Source organism: Paenibacillus paludis, assembly GCF_042610515.1.
GTDB lineage: Bacteria > Bacillota > Bacilli > Paenibacillales > Paenibacillaceae > Paenibacillus_AQ.
In genome coordinates this window covers 343556-359193 of record NZ_JBGJZP010000004.1, presented here as the reverse complement: position 1 = coordinate 359193, position 15638 = coordinate 343556, and the positions used below count along the sequence as shown (strand labels likewise).

Genomic DNA, 15638 nt, shown 5'->3' with positions numbered 1-15638 from the left:
CGACATTAATTATTATATTCTCTACAGTCCTTTAGGCAAATTTTCTCGCATTTTATTACAATCAAATTTGAACTTGAAACTGTGGCTCCTAAACTATTTAAATTCAATTTTGTGAAATAAAGTTTTTGTTTCTATATGGAAATATAGGTGGTTTGATTACATGTCCACATATACCCATTTTATCATAAACGGATAGTACTAAAGTAGTGTTGCGGGAAGAGAAATTCATTTTTTAATTTATGTTCATAATTGCTAAAATTAAATAACAGTTCGACAATATTTGACAAATATAATTGTGATTGTCTTATATAATATGTTTAGTCCAAATATGGCGGTGATCTAATGTGGCAAAATACTATGCAGTGAGAAACGGGAAGGAAGCAGGCATTTATAATAGTTGGACCGAATGCAAAAAGCAGGTTGAAGGACATAGTAATGCTGAATATAAGGGGTTTTCAACACTTGAGGAAGCTAACGAATATTTAGGACTTTCAACTAGTACAGGTAAATCGGGATCAGTAAAAGGATATACAGATGTAACTGAAAATAAAACCAAAACCAAAACATTAAGGGCATATGTCGATGGAAGTTACTCAAAGGAAAACTCCCTATACTCTTATGGTTGTATAATAATTGATGGAGATAAAATCGAGAGATTGTCTGATGTAGGAAATGATGTGGATTTAATTGATCTATGGAATGTAGCGGGTGAGTTAACCGGTGCTATGAAAGCTATTGAGTGGGCTAGTAATAATAATCATAAAAATATTACAATTTACCATGATTATGAAGGTATTGCTAAGTGGGCTAGTGGAGATTGGAGGGCAAAAAAAAAAGGTACCAAGGGTTACATTGAATTTATAGAAAAGTATAGGCAAGTTATAAAAATTGAATTTATTAAAGTAGCAGCACATACCGGCGTTCGTTACAATGAAGAAGCGGATATATTGGCTAAAAGTGCTATACAAAAATATATAAATAACAATTTAGTAATGTCTAGGTTGGATAGCTCTCAAAAGACCAAGGAAATAGAACTTTTTTATTCAATTATGGCAGAAAACGATAACGTAAAGAATAAAATTTCTTTTATTCACAATGGGGTTGAAATAACTGAAAGTAAGCTAAGGAAGTTTGCAAAAACCTTCTGGAAAGAAACCGGTCATAAAATAAACGAAATTGAGGATCTGAAAATACAGTTAGAATGGGAAAATTTAGATATTAAAATAACTATGAACATAAAGGTTAAGAACGGTGAGAGTCAGAAATTGATATTACATGTTAGTAAATTAGGAGGGAATTATATTGTTTAGGAATCTTAACTTAAATAGAGAAAAAATACATAGTTCTATTGATAAGTTCCTGAGGGTGAAAAGTTTGACATGTACCCTTTCATCTTTTGAACCTTTTGGTGGAACGAGAAGAAGAATATATATTAATGGAGAATGCAGTACATATATTGATTTTCAATTTCTAAGTAAAGGAGGCACTTCTATTGACTTATCAAGTGGTATAACTAATGAATTCAAGGAAGAATTGGCTAATTTTATAAAGGATGACCCGGAATGTTCAATGGGAAACTCTAATAACCAGTGGTTTGTTGCGAAAAATATCGAAGAGGATGATTTTTTAGCTGTTATTGAATTGCTAAAAATAAGTGAGTACACAAAATCCTACTGTAATCATACGGATGGTAGCTATCGCTTTACTGGAATATATGATGAAAACTTGGTCATTCACCGTTATCAAACAAAAACCGTAATGATACAAGGCAGACCACTATTATTATATAACGAGGCAGTTGTATGTATAACTGAACTTATTGATCTAGATGAATTACCAAAGACCTTTAATGATAACTACAAGGTTGATGTGAAAAAGTCTGACGTTGAAGCACAATACGAGTACTATTTCCCATCATCGCATGATAAACATGGTATTAAGTATAAAAAAGTTCTCCACCAAGGGATATATAATTTACAGCTAAAAGGGGATATGTTTGAATACTCATACCTTGTATTTCCCGCACTTAGGGCAGTTGAAGGTCACTTGAAAATTTCTTTGCATTCTTATAATATTCCCTTAGGGTTCAACAGTTGCTTCAATATGTTTAGACGTGAATCTAATGGGGGAAGATATAGATTAGATGAGGAATATTCCAATCAAATAAATAACACACATAAGGTAAGGAATCTTGAAGACGCTTATAATTTTCACCAAACCCAACGCCACAGATTATTTCATTGGGCAGATCAAGATATAGCTTTTGATGATACCAGAATAATTGAAAATTTAGGGGAAGCAAAAGGACTCATAACCGACGCATTTTCCATTATCGACCATTACCATAAGGTATAGGGTTTATTTTGAAATTTAACTGTGTTATAATAAATTGATTACCCGGTAAGGAGGGGATAATGATGAAAGGTTACGAATTATTACAGTTGAGTTGCGATGACTTTGAATATCTCGTACTTTCCACATCATTTGAAACACCACTTACCTATTTAATGGATATTACCACTGAGTTAAATTCAAAATCTAACATGAGCAATTTCAAGGTTGTTTTTGATTTACTTTTAAGTATGGGTAATAATTCGGAGCGTTTTATTGAAGCATTCTATGATGGGGAACAAAAAAATATCGATTTGTTTAATGTCTTGAAAATAGATAAAAAAAATGATTTAAGGAAAATTTCTTGTGAGTATCTAAAGCAGAATAGTATCTTTTTAGATAATTCGGTATTAAATTCTCAACAAAAGAAAATGATTAGCATGGGAATTCCAATTTAATGTATTGACTCGCTTGCTGAGGCACACAATAGGTATATGTTTGAAGGCGAACAAGGTTTGTGTTGTGTAATAGTTAATTGTATCAAAAAAGAGTCATACCTGTTCAAACATACAAAATTGGCTGGAATATAATATAGCATTTGAAAACACTTTTTGTGTATTCAAGTGCTTTTTTTGTGGAGCACGATAACGTGTGGATTTACTTGTTTTAATATTTTTGTTGCCCTCGGAGCTGCAGGAGAACTTTCAGGGACGTACTTATGCATTGATCTGAATGGGATTAGCTCATTCACATGCTTAAAGCGGACAGCAAAGCCAGTATATGTGTTTAACAGTGGAAGAGCTAATTACCTTTCTAATCAGAGTAACGGAGAGGAATGAGCGTGTCGCCTCGTTAATGGTGATTGATTTATCATAATGATACATTGGTTTATTCCTGCGAGCTTCTTATTGCTGAAATGAAACTTGCCGCTTCAGCTAGCGCGGGGAACCGTATCATAAGTAGGGCGAACTATTGAAGAATTCAGATGTTAGAGCCTAAATGGAGGATTTAAATATCAAGTAGCATTGAGATAAAGAACTGCTGACCTGAACCGAAGAATATATTTCCTTAAGGGTTGCTGCTGGTCTAAGCCCAAAAGATTTGGCAGGCTCGACAATAGCCCTTCAAAACAGCCTCTTTATTGTTACTTTGAGGGAAGCTGATAAGCTAGTTGGAATGGGTAGAATTATTGGAGATGGCGGCTGTTTTTTTTCATATTGTTGATATTGCAGTCGATCCGATCCATTAAGGAAAAGGGCTTGGTAAACGGATTATGTCCGAGCTAATAAAATATTTGGACGAGAAGGCTCCGAAGGGTTCCTATGTTAGTTTAATCGCCGATATACCAGCAGATAATCTATATAAGAAATACGGGTTTGAATACACATATCCAAAATCAGTTGGTATGTAAAAGGTATTGAGTTAATGAGAAACTCAAGCCGACACAGGAGCAAATTAGCCGATGGTATCTCAAAGGCCAGCATGACGCTACCGACGCGCCTCCTATCGTCCAGCCTGATTAACACAAGCAAGCCGAGATGAACGGTTTTAGGTTTGTCTCCTGTGCATGGATCTGTCTTTGGATCTTGTAACCATTTAATGGTATTATCACATGCGCTGGAATATCAATCCATTCTTGTGAACAATTCCATTTTATTTAAAGGACTGAGCTATTAGAGGAGAATACAATGAGGAAAAAAACAGCTAAAAATAATATAACGCTTCCCGATAGATTAAATCATTTAGAACCGAATGAGTATCCGCTCAAGGAAGCTTATGCATATGAAAAAATAATTAAAAGCCTCCGAGAATTTGGTCTTAACGAAAGCGGTTGGACAAATGCAACTCCTTCAGCCGTTCTTCGGCCAGTATCGTAAGAAGAGTGAGCGAAGCAACTAGCAGCCATTATATGGAAATATTCTCAAGCATGGTCAACCTTCATAATTTGCCCGAAATTTTGAGAGGTCTCAGAAATGATGGGCTTCATTTTGGTGAACTTGGATATGACTATTTATCAGATAAGATTTACAAAGAACTAACTACTCTTCCTGAAATGGCGTTAAGCTAACTGGGAACGTTGGTTAAATAATTAGGGAGCAGATCGCCGTGGCAGGCAGCTGCTCCCTTTTTCGTTGAAGTAACTGGAGTTTAATTCTATTACGCATAATATTAGTTTGACTGAATGTGTACTGGTGATGTCCTGCAATAATCTATCTTGAAATTAGCTGATCTGCAGCTCTACGCAGGGTTTCTGCTCATGGAGACGTTATCATCATCCGTTCTAACAATGCCCAAATCTGTTCTGCCATAACTGAAGCTGGATATGGAATCGAATTGGTAATCCACCATTCGAAAGAGCTTATTATAGCTGACGCTAGAAATTGTACTGTTATTTCTTTATTAAAATCTGGCCCGAAAGAGATTAAATCAAATTGTTTACTGAGACTTTGTTGGGCAATAAGAAGTAAGCGATTCCTAAAGACAGGTATTCCTCTATTTTTCAGCATAGTTGAATACAAATTGGAGTTCTGTTCTAAATATTCAAAAACTCGAAGCAATGTGGATTTCGAAGTGAATTTATCTGTGACCTCATTGGGAGCACACTTTTCTAATAATTGATTAATTTGTTCTTCTAAATATTGATCAAGCAGGTCATATTTATCTAGAAAATGTAAATATACCGTTCCACGATTTACATTTGCTAAATCAGCAATTTTATTTATTGTGATATTTTCAATGTCCATTTCCGACAATAGCTCTATAAAAGCATCCATGATAGCCTTTTTGGATTTTTGAATACGTCTGTCCATTTATTTCTCCTTCGGAGTCAGAATATTAAACATTCCTTAGGTGTTTGTTGATTATTCAACAATTATAATCGTTTTAGCGATTGAACATTCCTTTGATTTTTTATATTGTGATTTTATCAAACAAACGTTGAATTTTCAACGAGTGTTAAATAATCTAATTGGAGGAAAATACTATGAAAGCTATTGCTCTAACCGGTTTTGGTATCCCTGAATCTTTTGAAGAGTGTCAAATTTCAATTCCTGAGTTAACAGATACACAAGTTCTTGTGGAGGTGTATGCCTCATCTATAAACCCTGGCGATAATCATTTACGTTCCGGCGATCTAATGCAGAGTGCAGTAGGAGATCAATTTAAAATTCATTTCCCTCATTTTCTTGGGGGTGATGTTGCAGGAATTGTAAGGGGGGTTGGAAAGGAGGTACACCATCTTAAACTTGGTGATCGTGTTATGGGTATGGTTCGTGGCGGCTCATATATGGATTATGTGGCAGTAGAAGAGAATACCTTGACGACAATACCGGAAAATGTATCCTTTGAAGAAGCCAGTGCCGCACCCACAATAGCCTTGACGGCCTGGCAAGCACTTTTTAAGCACGGCAACCTTCAAGCAGGTCAACGTATTTTTATCAATGGTGGTGCAGGTGGTGTAGGACATGTAGCCATTCAGTTGGCAAAACAGCACGGTGCTTATGTAATTACAACTGCAAGAGAGCATAATCGCGAATTTGTCATGGGTTTAGGTGCTGATGAGTTTATTGACTTTACAAAAATTGACTTCACTAAAAGTATATCAGAGCCTGTAGATATTGTTCTTGATACAGCTATGTTGGAAAAAAAACAATTAGAAACAGGACTGCCAGGAGAGTTTGGAGATAATAGCTATGCTATTTTGAAGGATGCTGGAAAGTATATTTCAATCATATCATTCGGTATTGGAATATCTCCAAGAGTTCGTAACATTGAACCGATCTTTTTCCAAGCAAATCCTAATCGGTTCGACCTGAACGAAATTCCCATTAAAATGCAAGAAGAAAAGCTCAAGATTCATGTAGATCAAATATATCCATTTACTGCTAATGGTTTGTTCGATGCCTACCGTAAAAGTGAACAACAACCCAAACGAGGAAAAATTGTGATTTTAAAGGGAGAATAATTTCTTTATTGAATTTACATAAGATAGCAGAATCGCTTGAAGTTAATTTAGTTCAGCTATTTGCATATCAGAATGAAGAGTTTATGGTTACTTCAGCTGAGAGCGATATTCAGGATATTGTAAGTATGCTTCGTGACGCTAATGACGAGAAGATACGCGTGGCGAAAAATGTACTTAAAGAATTATTATGAGATACGTCCTTCAGAGCAAATGAGGTCATTGAAAGTAAACGCACAAGCCACTGGCTTTAGAAAGTAATCCTTTTATTGAGCAATGTTTTTAAAAATGTAGAGATATCCGAATTACTTGCTTAAAAACATGTCGAGATAAAGATTTTTGCTTGATATGACCATCAGTAACGACCTAACATATGAGCTGATATACTTAGTCTATAAAGAGATGAACATGGAGTGATTAGGGGATGATGAATTTATATGGAGCGGAGCATCACTTGATGGTGGTGTCAGACGCTATTGATGCGGAAGAACACCGGCATTCCTTTTTACAGGTGACGATCTCATTAACAGGAGAATTTGATATTGATGTAGCGGGGCAAAGCTTGAGTTGTCCAGGAATCATTATCAATTCGAACGTCGTTCATCGCTTAAAAGAGGCGGGACACCCGTTGATGCTTCTTCTGATAGATAGCACCTCTGAGATGGCTGCAAGCTTTAGGCGGTATCTGGAGGGGCAGCAGTATTATGTGTTTCCGCAAGGAATGATGAAGAGCATTCGCGAATTTGTGCAAAAAGAGTATGCTGGCGTTAAGGACCCGGACAGCTATCGTTCTTTTCTGGGACAACTCATGATGCTATTGGGCGTAGAACAGGTGAATACAGCTATTGTTGATCCGAGAATAAGAGAGTTTATTCAGCTCATAAAAGATTGCACGAACTCCGAACACTCCGTAAGTCAATACGCCCGGCAATTTGGTTTATCCAACAGCAGAATGTCGCACCTCTTTAAAGAAAATACAGGCATTTCGCTTAGCGGGTACATGGTGCTGCACAAGCTGCAGAAGGCAACCTATTTAATTTTTGAGGGGCTCAGCATTACGGATGCGGCTATGGCAGCAGGATTTGACAGTCCGTCACATTTAGCCGCCACCAGCAAGCAGTTGCTGGGAATGACGGCGAAGGGTATTCGCAAAGATAGCGTCTTTTTAAAAGTTTCTTGCCTGTATTAACCTTACAATGGGTGCAGGAGGTGTGTTCCATGAGTGCATACTTGAAGGAAACCGAATTACTAAACTATTCTCACCCATTGATCCAGCAAATTGTTCACAGCCGCCAGTGGGATTCGATGTCCAGGAGGGAACAAATTCTTGGCATATATAACTACGTGCGTGACGAAATCCGGTTCGGCTATAACCGGGCAGATGATATTCCGGCATCGGAAGTATTACAGGATGGCTACGGTCAGTGTAATACAAAGGGTGTGCTTTTTATGGCGTTGCTAAGGGCTGTGGGAGTGCCATGCTGTATGCATGGATTTGCCATTGATAAGAAGCTGCAAAAGGGGGCAATGAAAGGGTGGTATTACCAACTGTCTCCCCAGGAGATCATTCATAGCTGGGTTGAAGTGCTATATGAAGGCAAGTGGTTGAATATCGAAGGATTTATACTGGATATTCCCTATTTGACCAAGCTTCAGCAAAAATTTGAACAGTGTACGGGTTCATTTTGCGGTTATGGCGTTGCAACCGATAATTTTCAAAAGCCGGATATACATTGGAACGAAAATGATACCTACGTGCAAAAAGAAGGAATCGTTCAGGATTTCGGGATTTATGACAGCCCTGATGCCTTCTTCACGGGTCATCCGCAAGGGCTCAGTCCATTCAAGAAAATAATCTATAGCAGGGTGGTTCGGCATCTTATGAACCGGAACGTCGATCACATAAGGCAGGGGTAGCTAACTGATTCTAGATGTGAATAAAGAATTATTATGAGGCAAGCCTCTCAGGGCAAATAAGGTCGTTAGAATCAAAAGCACAAGCCATTGGTTTGTGCTTTTTGCCGTAGCTTAAGTGTAGTTCTTATTTTATGATCAATGGTGCTGAGTCTGAGCTGCCGAAAGACCAGGGCTATATAGGCATAACAAAAAATATCTTTGATAAAGAAATGTCGCTTTAACTAGCGTATAATTTATGGGTCATAAGGAGGAAAAAATGACTGAATTACTAGCTCCAGCAGGAAATATGGAGGCTTTAAAAGCTGCAATTTCTAATGGTTGTGATGCAATATACTTAGGAATGCAAAAATTTGGTGCACGTGCATACTCATCTAATTTTGATTTAGAATCGTTAAAAGAGGCTGTTACGTATGCGCACCTGAGGGACGTTAAACTCTATGTTACAATGAATACCATCGTTTTCGAAAACGAAGTTGAAGAGATGAAAGAGCAGATACACGAATTAAATAAAATCGGTGTTGATGGCATTATCGTCCAGGACTTGACTACTTTCAATTATATCGTTAAAAACTTTCTTGATATGGAAGCACATTGTTCAACTCAAATGGGAATAGACGATTTAGACGGAACTTTATTATTTAAAGAACTTGGTGCTAAAAGAGTTGTTCTGTCCCGTGAGGTTGAGATTGAAAAAGTAAAAGAGATCAAAAGAATAGCTGAAATACCTTTAGAAATTTTCGTTCACGGTGCTTTATGTGTATCTTATTCGGGAAACTGTCTAATGTCAGGATTAATCGGCTATCGATGCGCAAATCGCGGAAGATGTGTGGGTTCATGCCGTAAGGAGTATGAACTAATGGATAAGACAACAGATACATCTTTAGGGAAAAACTATATTCTATCTACTAAGGACTTAAACACAATCGATTATATTCATGATTTAAAAGAAATCGATTCTTTAAAAATAGAAGGTCGAATGAAAGTGCCTACGTATGTTGCTAATGTTGTATCAAAATATCGCATGGCCTTAGATAATAAAATAACCGACGAAGATAAAGAAAATCTGAAAAAAACATTCAATAGAACATTTACTAAAGGGTATTTGTTTCACGAAGATAGGAGAAATATTACAAACATCTTAAGACCTAATAACTTTGGTTATGAAATTGGAACAATCAGCAAGATTGTTAAAGATAGGTATGAAATAACACTTACACGTCCTTTAAATCAGAACGATACCATTCGAATAAGTCACAACAATGAAGATGTTAATTTAACTGTTGTAAAACTGTACGATAAAGAGGGCGAATTAATCAACAAAGCAGATGATGTCTGCTATATCAAAATCAAAGAAAAGATGTCTATGGGAGATGTAGTATATAAAACGAAGGATTATTTCTATTCCAAAGAATTAGAATCATCACTGGAAAAAGAATTTAAGCGGTTTAACCTCGATATTAGAGTATATGCATGTCCAGATTCAAAGCTTTTCATAGATGCGGAGGGCTTAGGCTTTAATTATTCATATGAAAGCGAGGAAATATTAGGCGAAGCCATTAATAATCCAACAACGAAAGGCCAGGTAATAAAGCAATTTTCAAGATTAAATGATACTATATTCGAACTTAATCATGTCGATTTTGAGGAATGCAATGCATTTATTCCAGCTAAACTGTTAAATGCAGCAAGAAGAGATATTGTACTGGGCTTATATGACTTAAAGCTTAACAGCCAAAAGAAAAGAACCAAGGCTTTGAAAGCAAAAGAAAAAATAAGCTTTGCCCCTGAAAAACCATACCTTACGGCCTCTGTAACGACTAAGGAGCAGTACGATGCTTGCGTGAGCTATGGAATTAAGGAAATCTATTTTAAAAACGTTGTTAGAAGAAATCAGAATGATTATAAGGAAAAAGAAGGGCAGCTACTAATCGGAGGATATGGTGGAATTTATCACTACAGAGAAACTAATCCGTTTGTTACGGACTATTCTCTAAATGTTGTTAATGCTACTAGTTGCTATGAATTATATAAATTAGGTGCAAAACGAGTCACTTTATCTTATGAATTGAATAAGAGCCAAATTGAAGATTTAATGAATGCCTATTATGAAGAAAATGACGGCTATCCTGCACTGGAAATGATTATATATGGTAAGGTTCCTTTGATGTTTACAAAATATTGTCCGATGAAAAAAATGAATCAATGCAGAATTTGCAAAACGAAGAGCTATGAGTTAAAAGATGAGCACGGAACGTTCCCTATAATTTCCCATAATGATTGTACAACGACTCTCCTTAATGGGAAGACGCTTAATCTTTTAGATGAGCTACAAAACATCAAAGGAATCGAGGCGCTCAGATTAAACTTCACAGTTGAATCAAAAGAGCAGGTTGTGAAAGTCATTAATATGGCGTCAGGTAAATTAAATGGCTCAATGAATAATGCTGTCTTTAATCAGGAAACAGACACAAGAGGACATTTTAATAAAGAGATTGTATAGGTAGCCAAAGGGATGGTTCTGGCGATATGATGGCGGGAGCGAATCCAACAGCGGCAGCGGTCAGATTATGGCGTACATAAATGCCCGGACGGCAGACTCTGCGATTGGGGTAGGTAGTGAGCAGTATCTGAGAATTGGTCAAGGAGATCATCGCTCCATCAATACACGTTTACTTGGGGTGAGACCGCCATTGAACCAAAATCAAAAAATAACGGTGAAGGGATAGCCTCCCTTACGCCGTTATTTTTCTAGTTGAAATTTTCTTCTCGCTGAAGAGCTGCCTTCAACTCAAGATAGAATAAGCAACCCCTCTGCGGTGTTACGATTATGACTTTTCTTAATCCGTATAGTAGCCTAAGACAAAGTCAACTACGTCCTGGATATCTTGTTTAGTAGACATAGGCGTTCCAAAAGGATTGTTTTTGGCCTCCTGATAGGCCGATTCAAGGGCAGATAAGACCTCACTTAAGTTCGAAGCTGTCACTCCGGTTATACCAGCTAGAGCGAATACTTCTTCGTTAGGAGTAGATCCTTCACTGAAAGGATTCAAATAATCATAGATTGCAGCTAAGATAATTGCCTGATTAGTCTCGTCAACAATCGCTTGAATTTGAGACAATGTTCTTGGAAGTGGTGTTAATCCGGTTTCCAATGCGTATTCGTAGGAGGAAAGGTCCTCTAATGTGACGCCCGTAATACCTGCATTGGCAAAAGTCGTCACATCAACATTCGTCCATGAACCCGAAGCCGATGCAGCATTGATCAAATCCAGTGCCGCTTGCTTCGTAATACCGTCAATAACCGCATTGACGATGGCCTGAATTTCTGAAACCGTCCACGGAGAGCTTCCATCAGAGTCAAGTGCATCTTGAACAGCTGATACATTGGATGTCGTTACGCCCGTAATACCGGCTTCAGCAAAAGTCGTCTCATCAACATTGATCCATGTCCCAACAGATGCATTAATCATATCTAGTGCGACATTGGATGGCGCCGGTGTTGGTGTTGGTGTTGGCGTTGGTGTTGGTGTTGGTGTTGGTGTTGGTGTTGGTGTTGGTGTCGGTGTCGGTGTTGGTGTCGGCGTCGGTGTTGGTGTCGTCGTCGGTGTCGGCGTTGGTGTTGGTGTTGGTGTCGGTGTTGGTGTTGGTGTTGGTGTTGGCGTCGGTGTTGGTGTCGGTGTTGGTGTTGGTGTCGGTTTTGGTGTCGGCGTCGGCGTCGGTGTTGGTGTCGGTGTCGGTGTTGGTGTTGGTGTTGGTGTTGGTGTTGGTGTTGGTGTTGGTGCTGGTGTTGGTGTTGGTGTTGGTGTTGGTGTTGGTGTTGGTGTTGGTGTTGGTGTTGGCGTTGGTGTTGGTGTTGGTGTTGGTGTTGGTGTTGGTGTTGGTGTTGGTGTTGGTGTTGGTGTTGGTGTTGGTGTTGGTGTTGGTGTTGGTGTTGGTGCTGGTGTCGGCGTCGGCGATGGTGTCGGTGTCGGTGTCGGTGTCGGTGTTGGTGTTGGTGTTGGCGCTGGTGTCGGTGTTGGTGTTGGCGCTGGCGCTGGTGCTGGTGCTGGTGCTGGTGTTGGTGTTGGTGTCGGTGTTGGTGTCGGTGTCGGTGTCGGCGCTATATATTGTGATTTCGCTTCGTAGGCACCGGTAAGCAGCAAATCGCGCGTAGCATTTGCTTTGCCGCCAAACGTACCATCAGCGCCATTGGATAACAATTTAAGCTCCAATGCCTCGGACACATAGCCCTGCGCCCATTTGGATACGGTTGTATCGGTACCAGTTTTCGCTTTTGCTTCCGCGTCCTTGCCTAGCACTCGAACCAAGAACGTAGCCAACTGCTCTTTGGTCACTTTGCCAGCCGGATTGTATGTACCTTCGCCATAGCCGTCCGTTACGCCAGCAGTTTTAAGTGCTTCAATGTAGGGCAGCGCATAACCATTGGCGGCATCATTCGCCTTGACGTCACTGAAACTGGACATCTTCAGATCTTTATTGACTTCAATACCCGTAATCAATGCCGCAACCTTTGCGAACTGGGCGCGGTTCATCTCCTCTTTGAGCCCAAACGTCGTATCACTGACGCCATCGAAAATCCCAGCGCTAATCATTGCATCAAACTTTGCCTTCGTCGCCGCATCCAAATCCTTTAGATCAGTGAAGTCTGCCGAAGTCTTCGCCTCAGCATAAACCGTACTGCCAGACGCGCACATTAATAAAACCAAAAATGAAACAAGCCATTTTTTTCTCATAAATCCTTCTCCTCCTTAGACTCTACCGTCTGGGTTAATCGTAAATGCCCCTTCAGACTCATACTTTTCTTGTAACAAGATAATTATCGGCAGAATATCCCCTTATTTTTATATAAAATTTGTTGGGAATTACGGGTGTACGCTCCCTATATCCGCTGGTTCACCACACTTCCAACACGCTGTACACAACAAAGAAACCTGCTAAGCGACTCTCGCACAAGCAGGTTTCCGTAAATAAACAATTGCTTGTATTATCGCAGCATCTTTTTCCGGAAAACAGCAAAATTCCCTCGATTGATTAGAATGAGGAGGTACCAATATTTGTTTTGCCATTATTTTGGGAGTAGGATTATTAAGAACTCGTCATTTATATAATAGCTTTTAATGCATTTGGTCCTAAGGAAAATGGAGGTATTGGAAATGGATATCAGGGATAAGGTCGAAAAGTTAAGACAGCTAATGAGAACAAATCAAATGGATGCTTATATCATTCCCAGCTTTGATGCACATCAGAGTGAATATGTAGCAGAGCATTGGAAATGTAGAGAGTGGATATCAGGATTTACAGGGTCTGCAGGTACAGTAGTTATTACCTTAGAGGATGCTGGGTTATGGACAGATGGTAGATACTATATTCAAGCAGAAAAGCAGCTTGAGGGCTCAGGAATCAGATTATTTCGAATGGTGGATCCAGGGGTACCCTTTTATTCGGAATGGTTAGCAGATGTTCTTAATGAAGGAAGCGTTGTGGGCTTTGATGGAAATGTTTTTTCAATTACTATGGTTAAAAGAATGGAAAAAGATCTAAAAGCAAAAAGAATCGGATTAAAAATGAATCAAGATTTAATTGGTGATCTGTGGGAAGATCGACCGGAGATTCCTAAAGGATCAATGTTTACTCATGACGTAAAATATGCAGGCAAATCACGTGTGGAAAAATTAAATGAAGTAAGAAAAGAAATGAAAAATATAGGAGCAAATTATTATATTTTAACCTCCTTAGATGACATTGCATGGCTTTTGAATATAAGAGGGGCCGATGTGCCTAACAATCCAGTTGTAATTAGTAATGTAATCGTAGCGGAACATAAATGTTATTTATTTATTGATTCCTGCAAGATTCCCCCTTTGGTTCAATTAGAACTGGAGGCTGAAGGAATCGAGTTAAAAGCGTATGATGAAATACATATGTTCTTGGGAAATCTTTCGAGCGGAGATACCATTATTTTAGATGCGAATAAAACAAATAGCAGATTATATAACGCCATTAACAGTAATACAAATAAAATTGAAAGTCCGGACATCACAACTAATTTAAAAGCTATAAAAAATGAAGTTGAGATAAAAAATGTGAAATGGTGTGAAATCAAAGACGGTTTAGCCATGGTGAAATTTATAAAATGGTTAAAAAACGTTGTAGATAAAATAGAAATTACAGAGATTACTGCAGAAGAAAGATTAGAAGATTTCAGAAGGGCACAGGAAGGATATGTTGGGCCTAGCTTTGATACGATAGCAGGTTATAGAGAACATGCTGCGTTGATGCATTATAAAGCCAATAAAGAAACGCAATTTATACTTAAGAATGAAGGCCTTTTTCTAGTTGATTCAGGCGGACAGTATTATGATGGAACAACAGATATTACACGAACGATTGTTTTAGGAAAACTTACCGATGAGCAAAAAAGAGATTTTACTTTGGTGTTAAAAGGGTTTATTGCATTAAGCTCAGTGAAATATTTATATGGGGCTACAGGTTCTAACTTAGATGTTTTAGCAAGACAACCAATATGGCAATATGGTCTAGACTATAAGTGCGGGACAGGCCATGGGGTAGGTTTTTTCTTGAATGTTCATGAGGGACCACAAAGCATAAGGAATAATACTAATACTGTTATATTAGAAAAAGGCATGATCATTACGAATGAACCGGGGATATACCTTGAAGGTAAATATGGAATTAGAACTGAAAATATGATGTTAGTAGTTGACGACGAGAAAACAGAGTTTGGTCAATTTATGAAGTTTGAAACCATTACGTATTGTCCAATTGATCTAGCCGGTATCAATACAGATATGTTAACAGAGAGTGAAAAGCAATGGTTAAACAATTATCATCAAGAGGTCTATACGAAGCTGGCTCCTTATTTAAATGATGAAGAGAGCGCATGGCTGAGGGAAGAAACTAGGGAAATATAAATGTCCTGCTTTGTTTTGATGATTCTCAATTCTACAATTGACCATTCTTCGGGGAAAGATTCAATTTGTAACAGATCATTTCAATGATGGGTATAACGGCGGAAAAAAGGGAGTGTGCGGACACTNATGTCCTGCTTTGTTTTGATGATTCTCAATTCTACAATTGACCATTCTTCGGGGAAAGATTCAATTTGTAACAGATCATTTCAATGATGGGTATAACGGCGGAAAAAAGGGAGTGTGCGGACACTCCTTTGAGCTAACATTGTCTGTTATCAAATAATATGCAAAATATAGAAACCACATAGACCACTTAATTTGCCGTCTTATTGACAAAATCAATCTCATTTCTGATCCCTTTATGGGCGTCATTCCACAGGCCCTTTGTCAGGCGAATGCGCAGCAGGCATGTGTTAGGGTCTTCGTCGTTATTGGCACCGGTCAATATCAACGAAGTCGAGACGTTTATCTTGGCGAATATGACTATTGTGCCGAAC

The 15638-nt window shown here is 38.4% G+C and carries 12 protein-coding genes and 1 pseudogene; 11 read left to right on the top strand and 2 right to left on the bottom strand.

The features are described from left to right. The first annotated feature begins 344 nt into the window (after nucleotides 1–344). From ACAN56_RS10395 to ACAN56_RS10375, 5 genes and pseudogenes are all read left to right on the top strand, one after another. Complete coding sequence (locus ACAN56_RS10395; RefSeq protein WP_379142562.1) at nucleotides 345–1310, top strand: ribonuclease H1 domain-containing protein; 966 nt, start codon at nucleotides 345–347, stop codon at nucleotides 1308–1310. Continuing rightward, nucleotides 1303–2355 (top strand): type II toxin-antitoxin system RnlA family toxin, encoded by a 1053-nt coding sequence (locus tag ACAN56_RS10390; protein WP_379142560.1) that lies wholly within the window; start codon nucleotides 1303–1305, stop codon nucleotides 2353–2355. The genes ACAN56_RS10395 and ACAN56_RS10390 overlap by 8 nt, the downstream gene beginning before the upstream one ends. A gap of 59 nt (nucleotides 2356–2414) precedes the next feature. Then, nucleotides 2415–2789, top strand: coding sequence for a type II toxin-antitoxin system RnlB family antitoxin (locus tag ACAN56_RS10385; RefSeq protein WP_379142558.1), 375 nt, complete (start codon nucleotides 2415–2417; stop codon nucleotides 2787–2789). A 604-nt stretch (nucleotides 2790–3393) separates the two neighbouring features. After that, nucleotides 3394–3742: pseudogene (locus tag ACAN56_RS10380) on the top strand (GNAT family N-acetyltransferase). 277 nt (nucleotides 3743–4019) lie between these two features. Next, nucleotides 4020–4208 (top strand): hypothetical protein, encoded by a 189-nt coding sequence (locus ACAN56_RS10375; RefSeq protein WP_076111746.1) that lies wholly within the window; start codon nucleotides 4020–4022, stop codon nucleotides 4206–4208. Nucleotides 4209–4586: 378 nt separating this feature from the next. On the opposite strand, the gene ACAN56_RS10370 is transcribed toward ACAN56_RS10375, so the two are convergent. Further along, nucleotides 4587–5141, bottom strand: a complete 555-nt coding sequence (locus ACAN56_RS10370) for a TetR/AcrR family transcriptional regulator (protein ID WP_379142555.1) — start codon at nucleotides 5139–5141, stop codon at nucleotides 4587–4589. 173 nt (nucleotides 5142–5314) lie between these two features. Between ACAN56_RS10370 and ACAN56_RS10365 the strand changes: the two genes are divergently transcribed. The 5 genes from ACAN56_RS10365 to ACAN56_RS10345 all read left to right on the top strand — a co-directional run bounded on the left by ACAN56_RS10365 (nucleotide 5315) and on the right by ACAN56_RS10345 (nucleotide 10709). Then, nucleotides 5315–6295 carry an NADP-dependent oxidoreductase gene (locus tag ACAN56_RS10365; protein ID WP_379142553.1) on the top strand — a complete coding sequence of 327 codons (981 nt, stop codon included), beginning with the start codon at nucleotides 5315–5317 and terminating at the stop codon, nucleotides 6293–6295. 8 nt (nucleotides 6296–6303) lie between these two features. After that, nucleotides 6304–6486: a hypothetical protein gene (locus ACAN56_RS10360; RefSeq protein ID WP_340895825.1), complete on the top strand. Its 183-nt coding sequence runs from the start codon at nucleotides 6304–6306 to the stop codon at nucleotides 6484–6486. A 230-nt stretch (nucleotides 6487–6716) separates the two neighbouring features. Next, nucleotides 6717–7481 carry a helix-turn-helix domain-containing protein gene (locus tag ACAN56_RS10355; protein ID WP_038598174.1) on the top strand — a complete coding sequence of 255 codons (765 nt, stop codon included), beginning with the start codon at nucleotides 6717–6719 and terminating at the stop codon, nucleotides 7479–7481. Between the two features lie 29 nt (nucleotides 7482–7510). Further along, nucleotides 7511–8209: a transglutaminase-like domain-containing protein gene (locus ACAN56_RS10350; RefSeq protein ID WP_379142550.1), complete on the top strand. Its 699-nt coding sequence runs from the start codon at nucleotides 7511–7513 to the stop codon at nucleotides 8207–8209. 256 nt (nucleotides 8210–8465) lie between these two features. After that, nucleotides 8466–10709 carry a U32 family peptidase gene (locus ACAN56_RS10345; RefSeq protein WP_379142548.1) on the top strand — a complete coding sequence of 748 codons (2244 nt, stop codon included), beginning with the start codon at nucleotides 8466–8468 and terminating at the stop codon, nucleotides 10707–10709. 337 nt (nucleotides 10710–11046) lie between these two features. On the opposite strand, the gene ACAN56_RS10340 is transcribed toward ACAN56_RS10345, so the two are convergent. Next, a complete protein-coding gene (locus ACAN56_RS10340) occupies nucleotides 11047–12942 on the bottom strand; it encodes an S-layer homology domain-containing protein (RefSeq protein WP_379142546.1) in 1896 nt (631 codons plus the stop codon). 420 nt (nucleotides 12943–13362) lie between these two features. Between ACAN56_RS10340 and ACAN56_RS10335 the strand changes: the two genes are divergently transcribed. Continuing rightward, nucleotides 13363–15141 carry an aminopeptidase P family protein gene (locus ACAN56_RS10335; RefSeq protein WP_379142544.1) on the top strand — a complete coding sequence of 593 codons (1779 nt, stop codon included), beginning with the start codon at nucleotides 13363–13365 and terminating at the stop codon, nucleotides 15139–15141. The last annotated feature ends 497 nt before the right edge of the window (nucleotides 15142–15638 follow it).

Excerpts from the sequence above, each read along its gene's own strand:
- ACAN56_RS10385 (WP_379142558.1), top strand. The coding sequence starts at position 2,415 with ATGATGAAAGGTTACGAATTATTACAGTTGAGTTGCGATGACTTTGAA.
- ACAN56_RS10375 (WP_076111746.1), top strand. The coding sequence starts at position 4,020 with ATGAGGAAAAAAACAGCTAAAAATAATATAACGCTTCCCGATAGATTA.
- ACAN56_RS10370 (WP_379142555.1), bottom strand. The coding sequence starts at position 5,141 with ATGGACAGACGTATTCAAAAATCCAAAAAGGCTATCATGGATGCTTTT.
- ACAN56_RS10365 (WP_379142553.1), top strand. The coding sequence starts at position 5,315 with ATGAAAGCTATTGCTCTAACCGGTTTTGGTATCCCTGAATCTTTTGAA.
- ACAN56_RS10355 (WP_038598174.1), top strand. The coding sequence starts at position 6,717 with ATGATGAATTTATATGGAGCGGAGCATCACTTGATGGTGGTGTCAGAC.
- ACAN56_RS10350 (WP_379142550.1), top strand. The coding sequence starts at position 7,511 with ATGAGTGCATACTTGAAGGAAACCGAATTACTAAACTATTCTCACCCA.
- ACAN56_RS10345 (WP_379142548.1), top strand. The coding sequence starts at position 8,466 with ATGACTGAATTACTAGCTCCAGCAGGAAATATGGAGGCTTTAAAAGCT.
- ACAN56_RS10340 (WP_379142546.1), bottom strand. The coding sequence starts at position 12,942 with ATGAGAAAAAAATGGCTTGTTTCATTTTTGGTTTTATTAATGTGCGCG.
- ACAN56_RS10335 (WP_379142544.1), top strand. The coding sequence starts at position 13,363 with ATGGATATCAGGGATAAGGTCGAAAAGTTAAGACAGCTAATGAGAACA.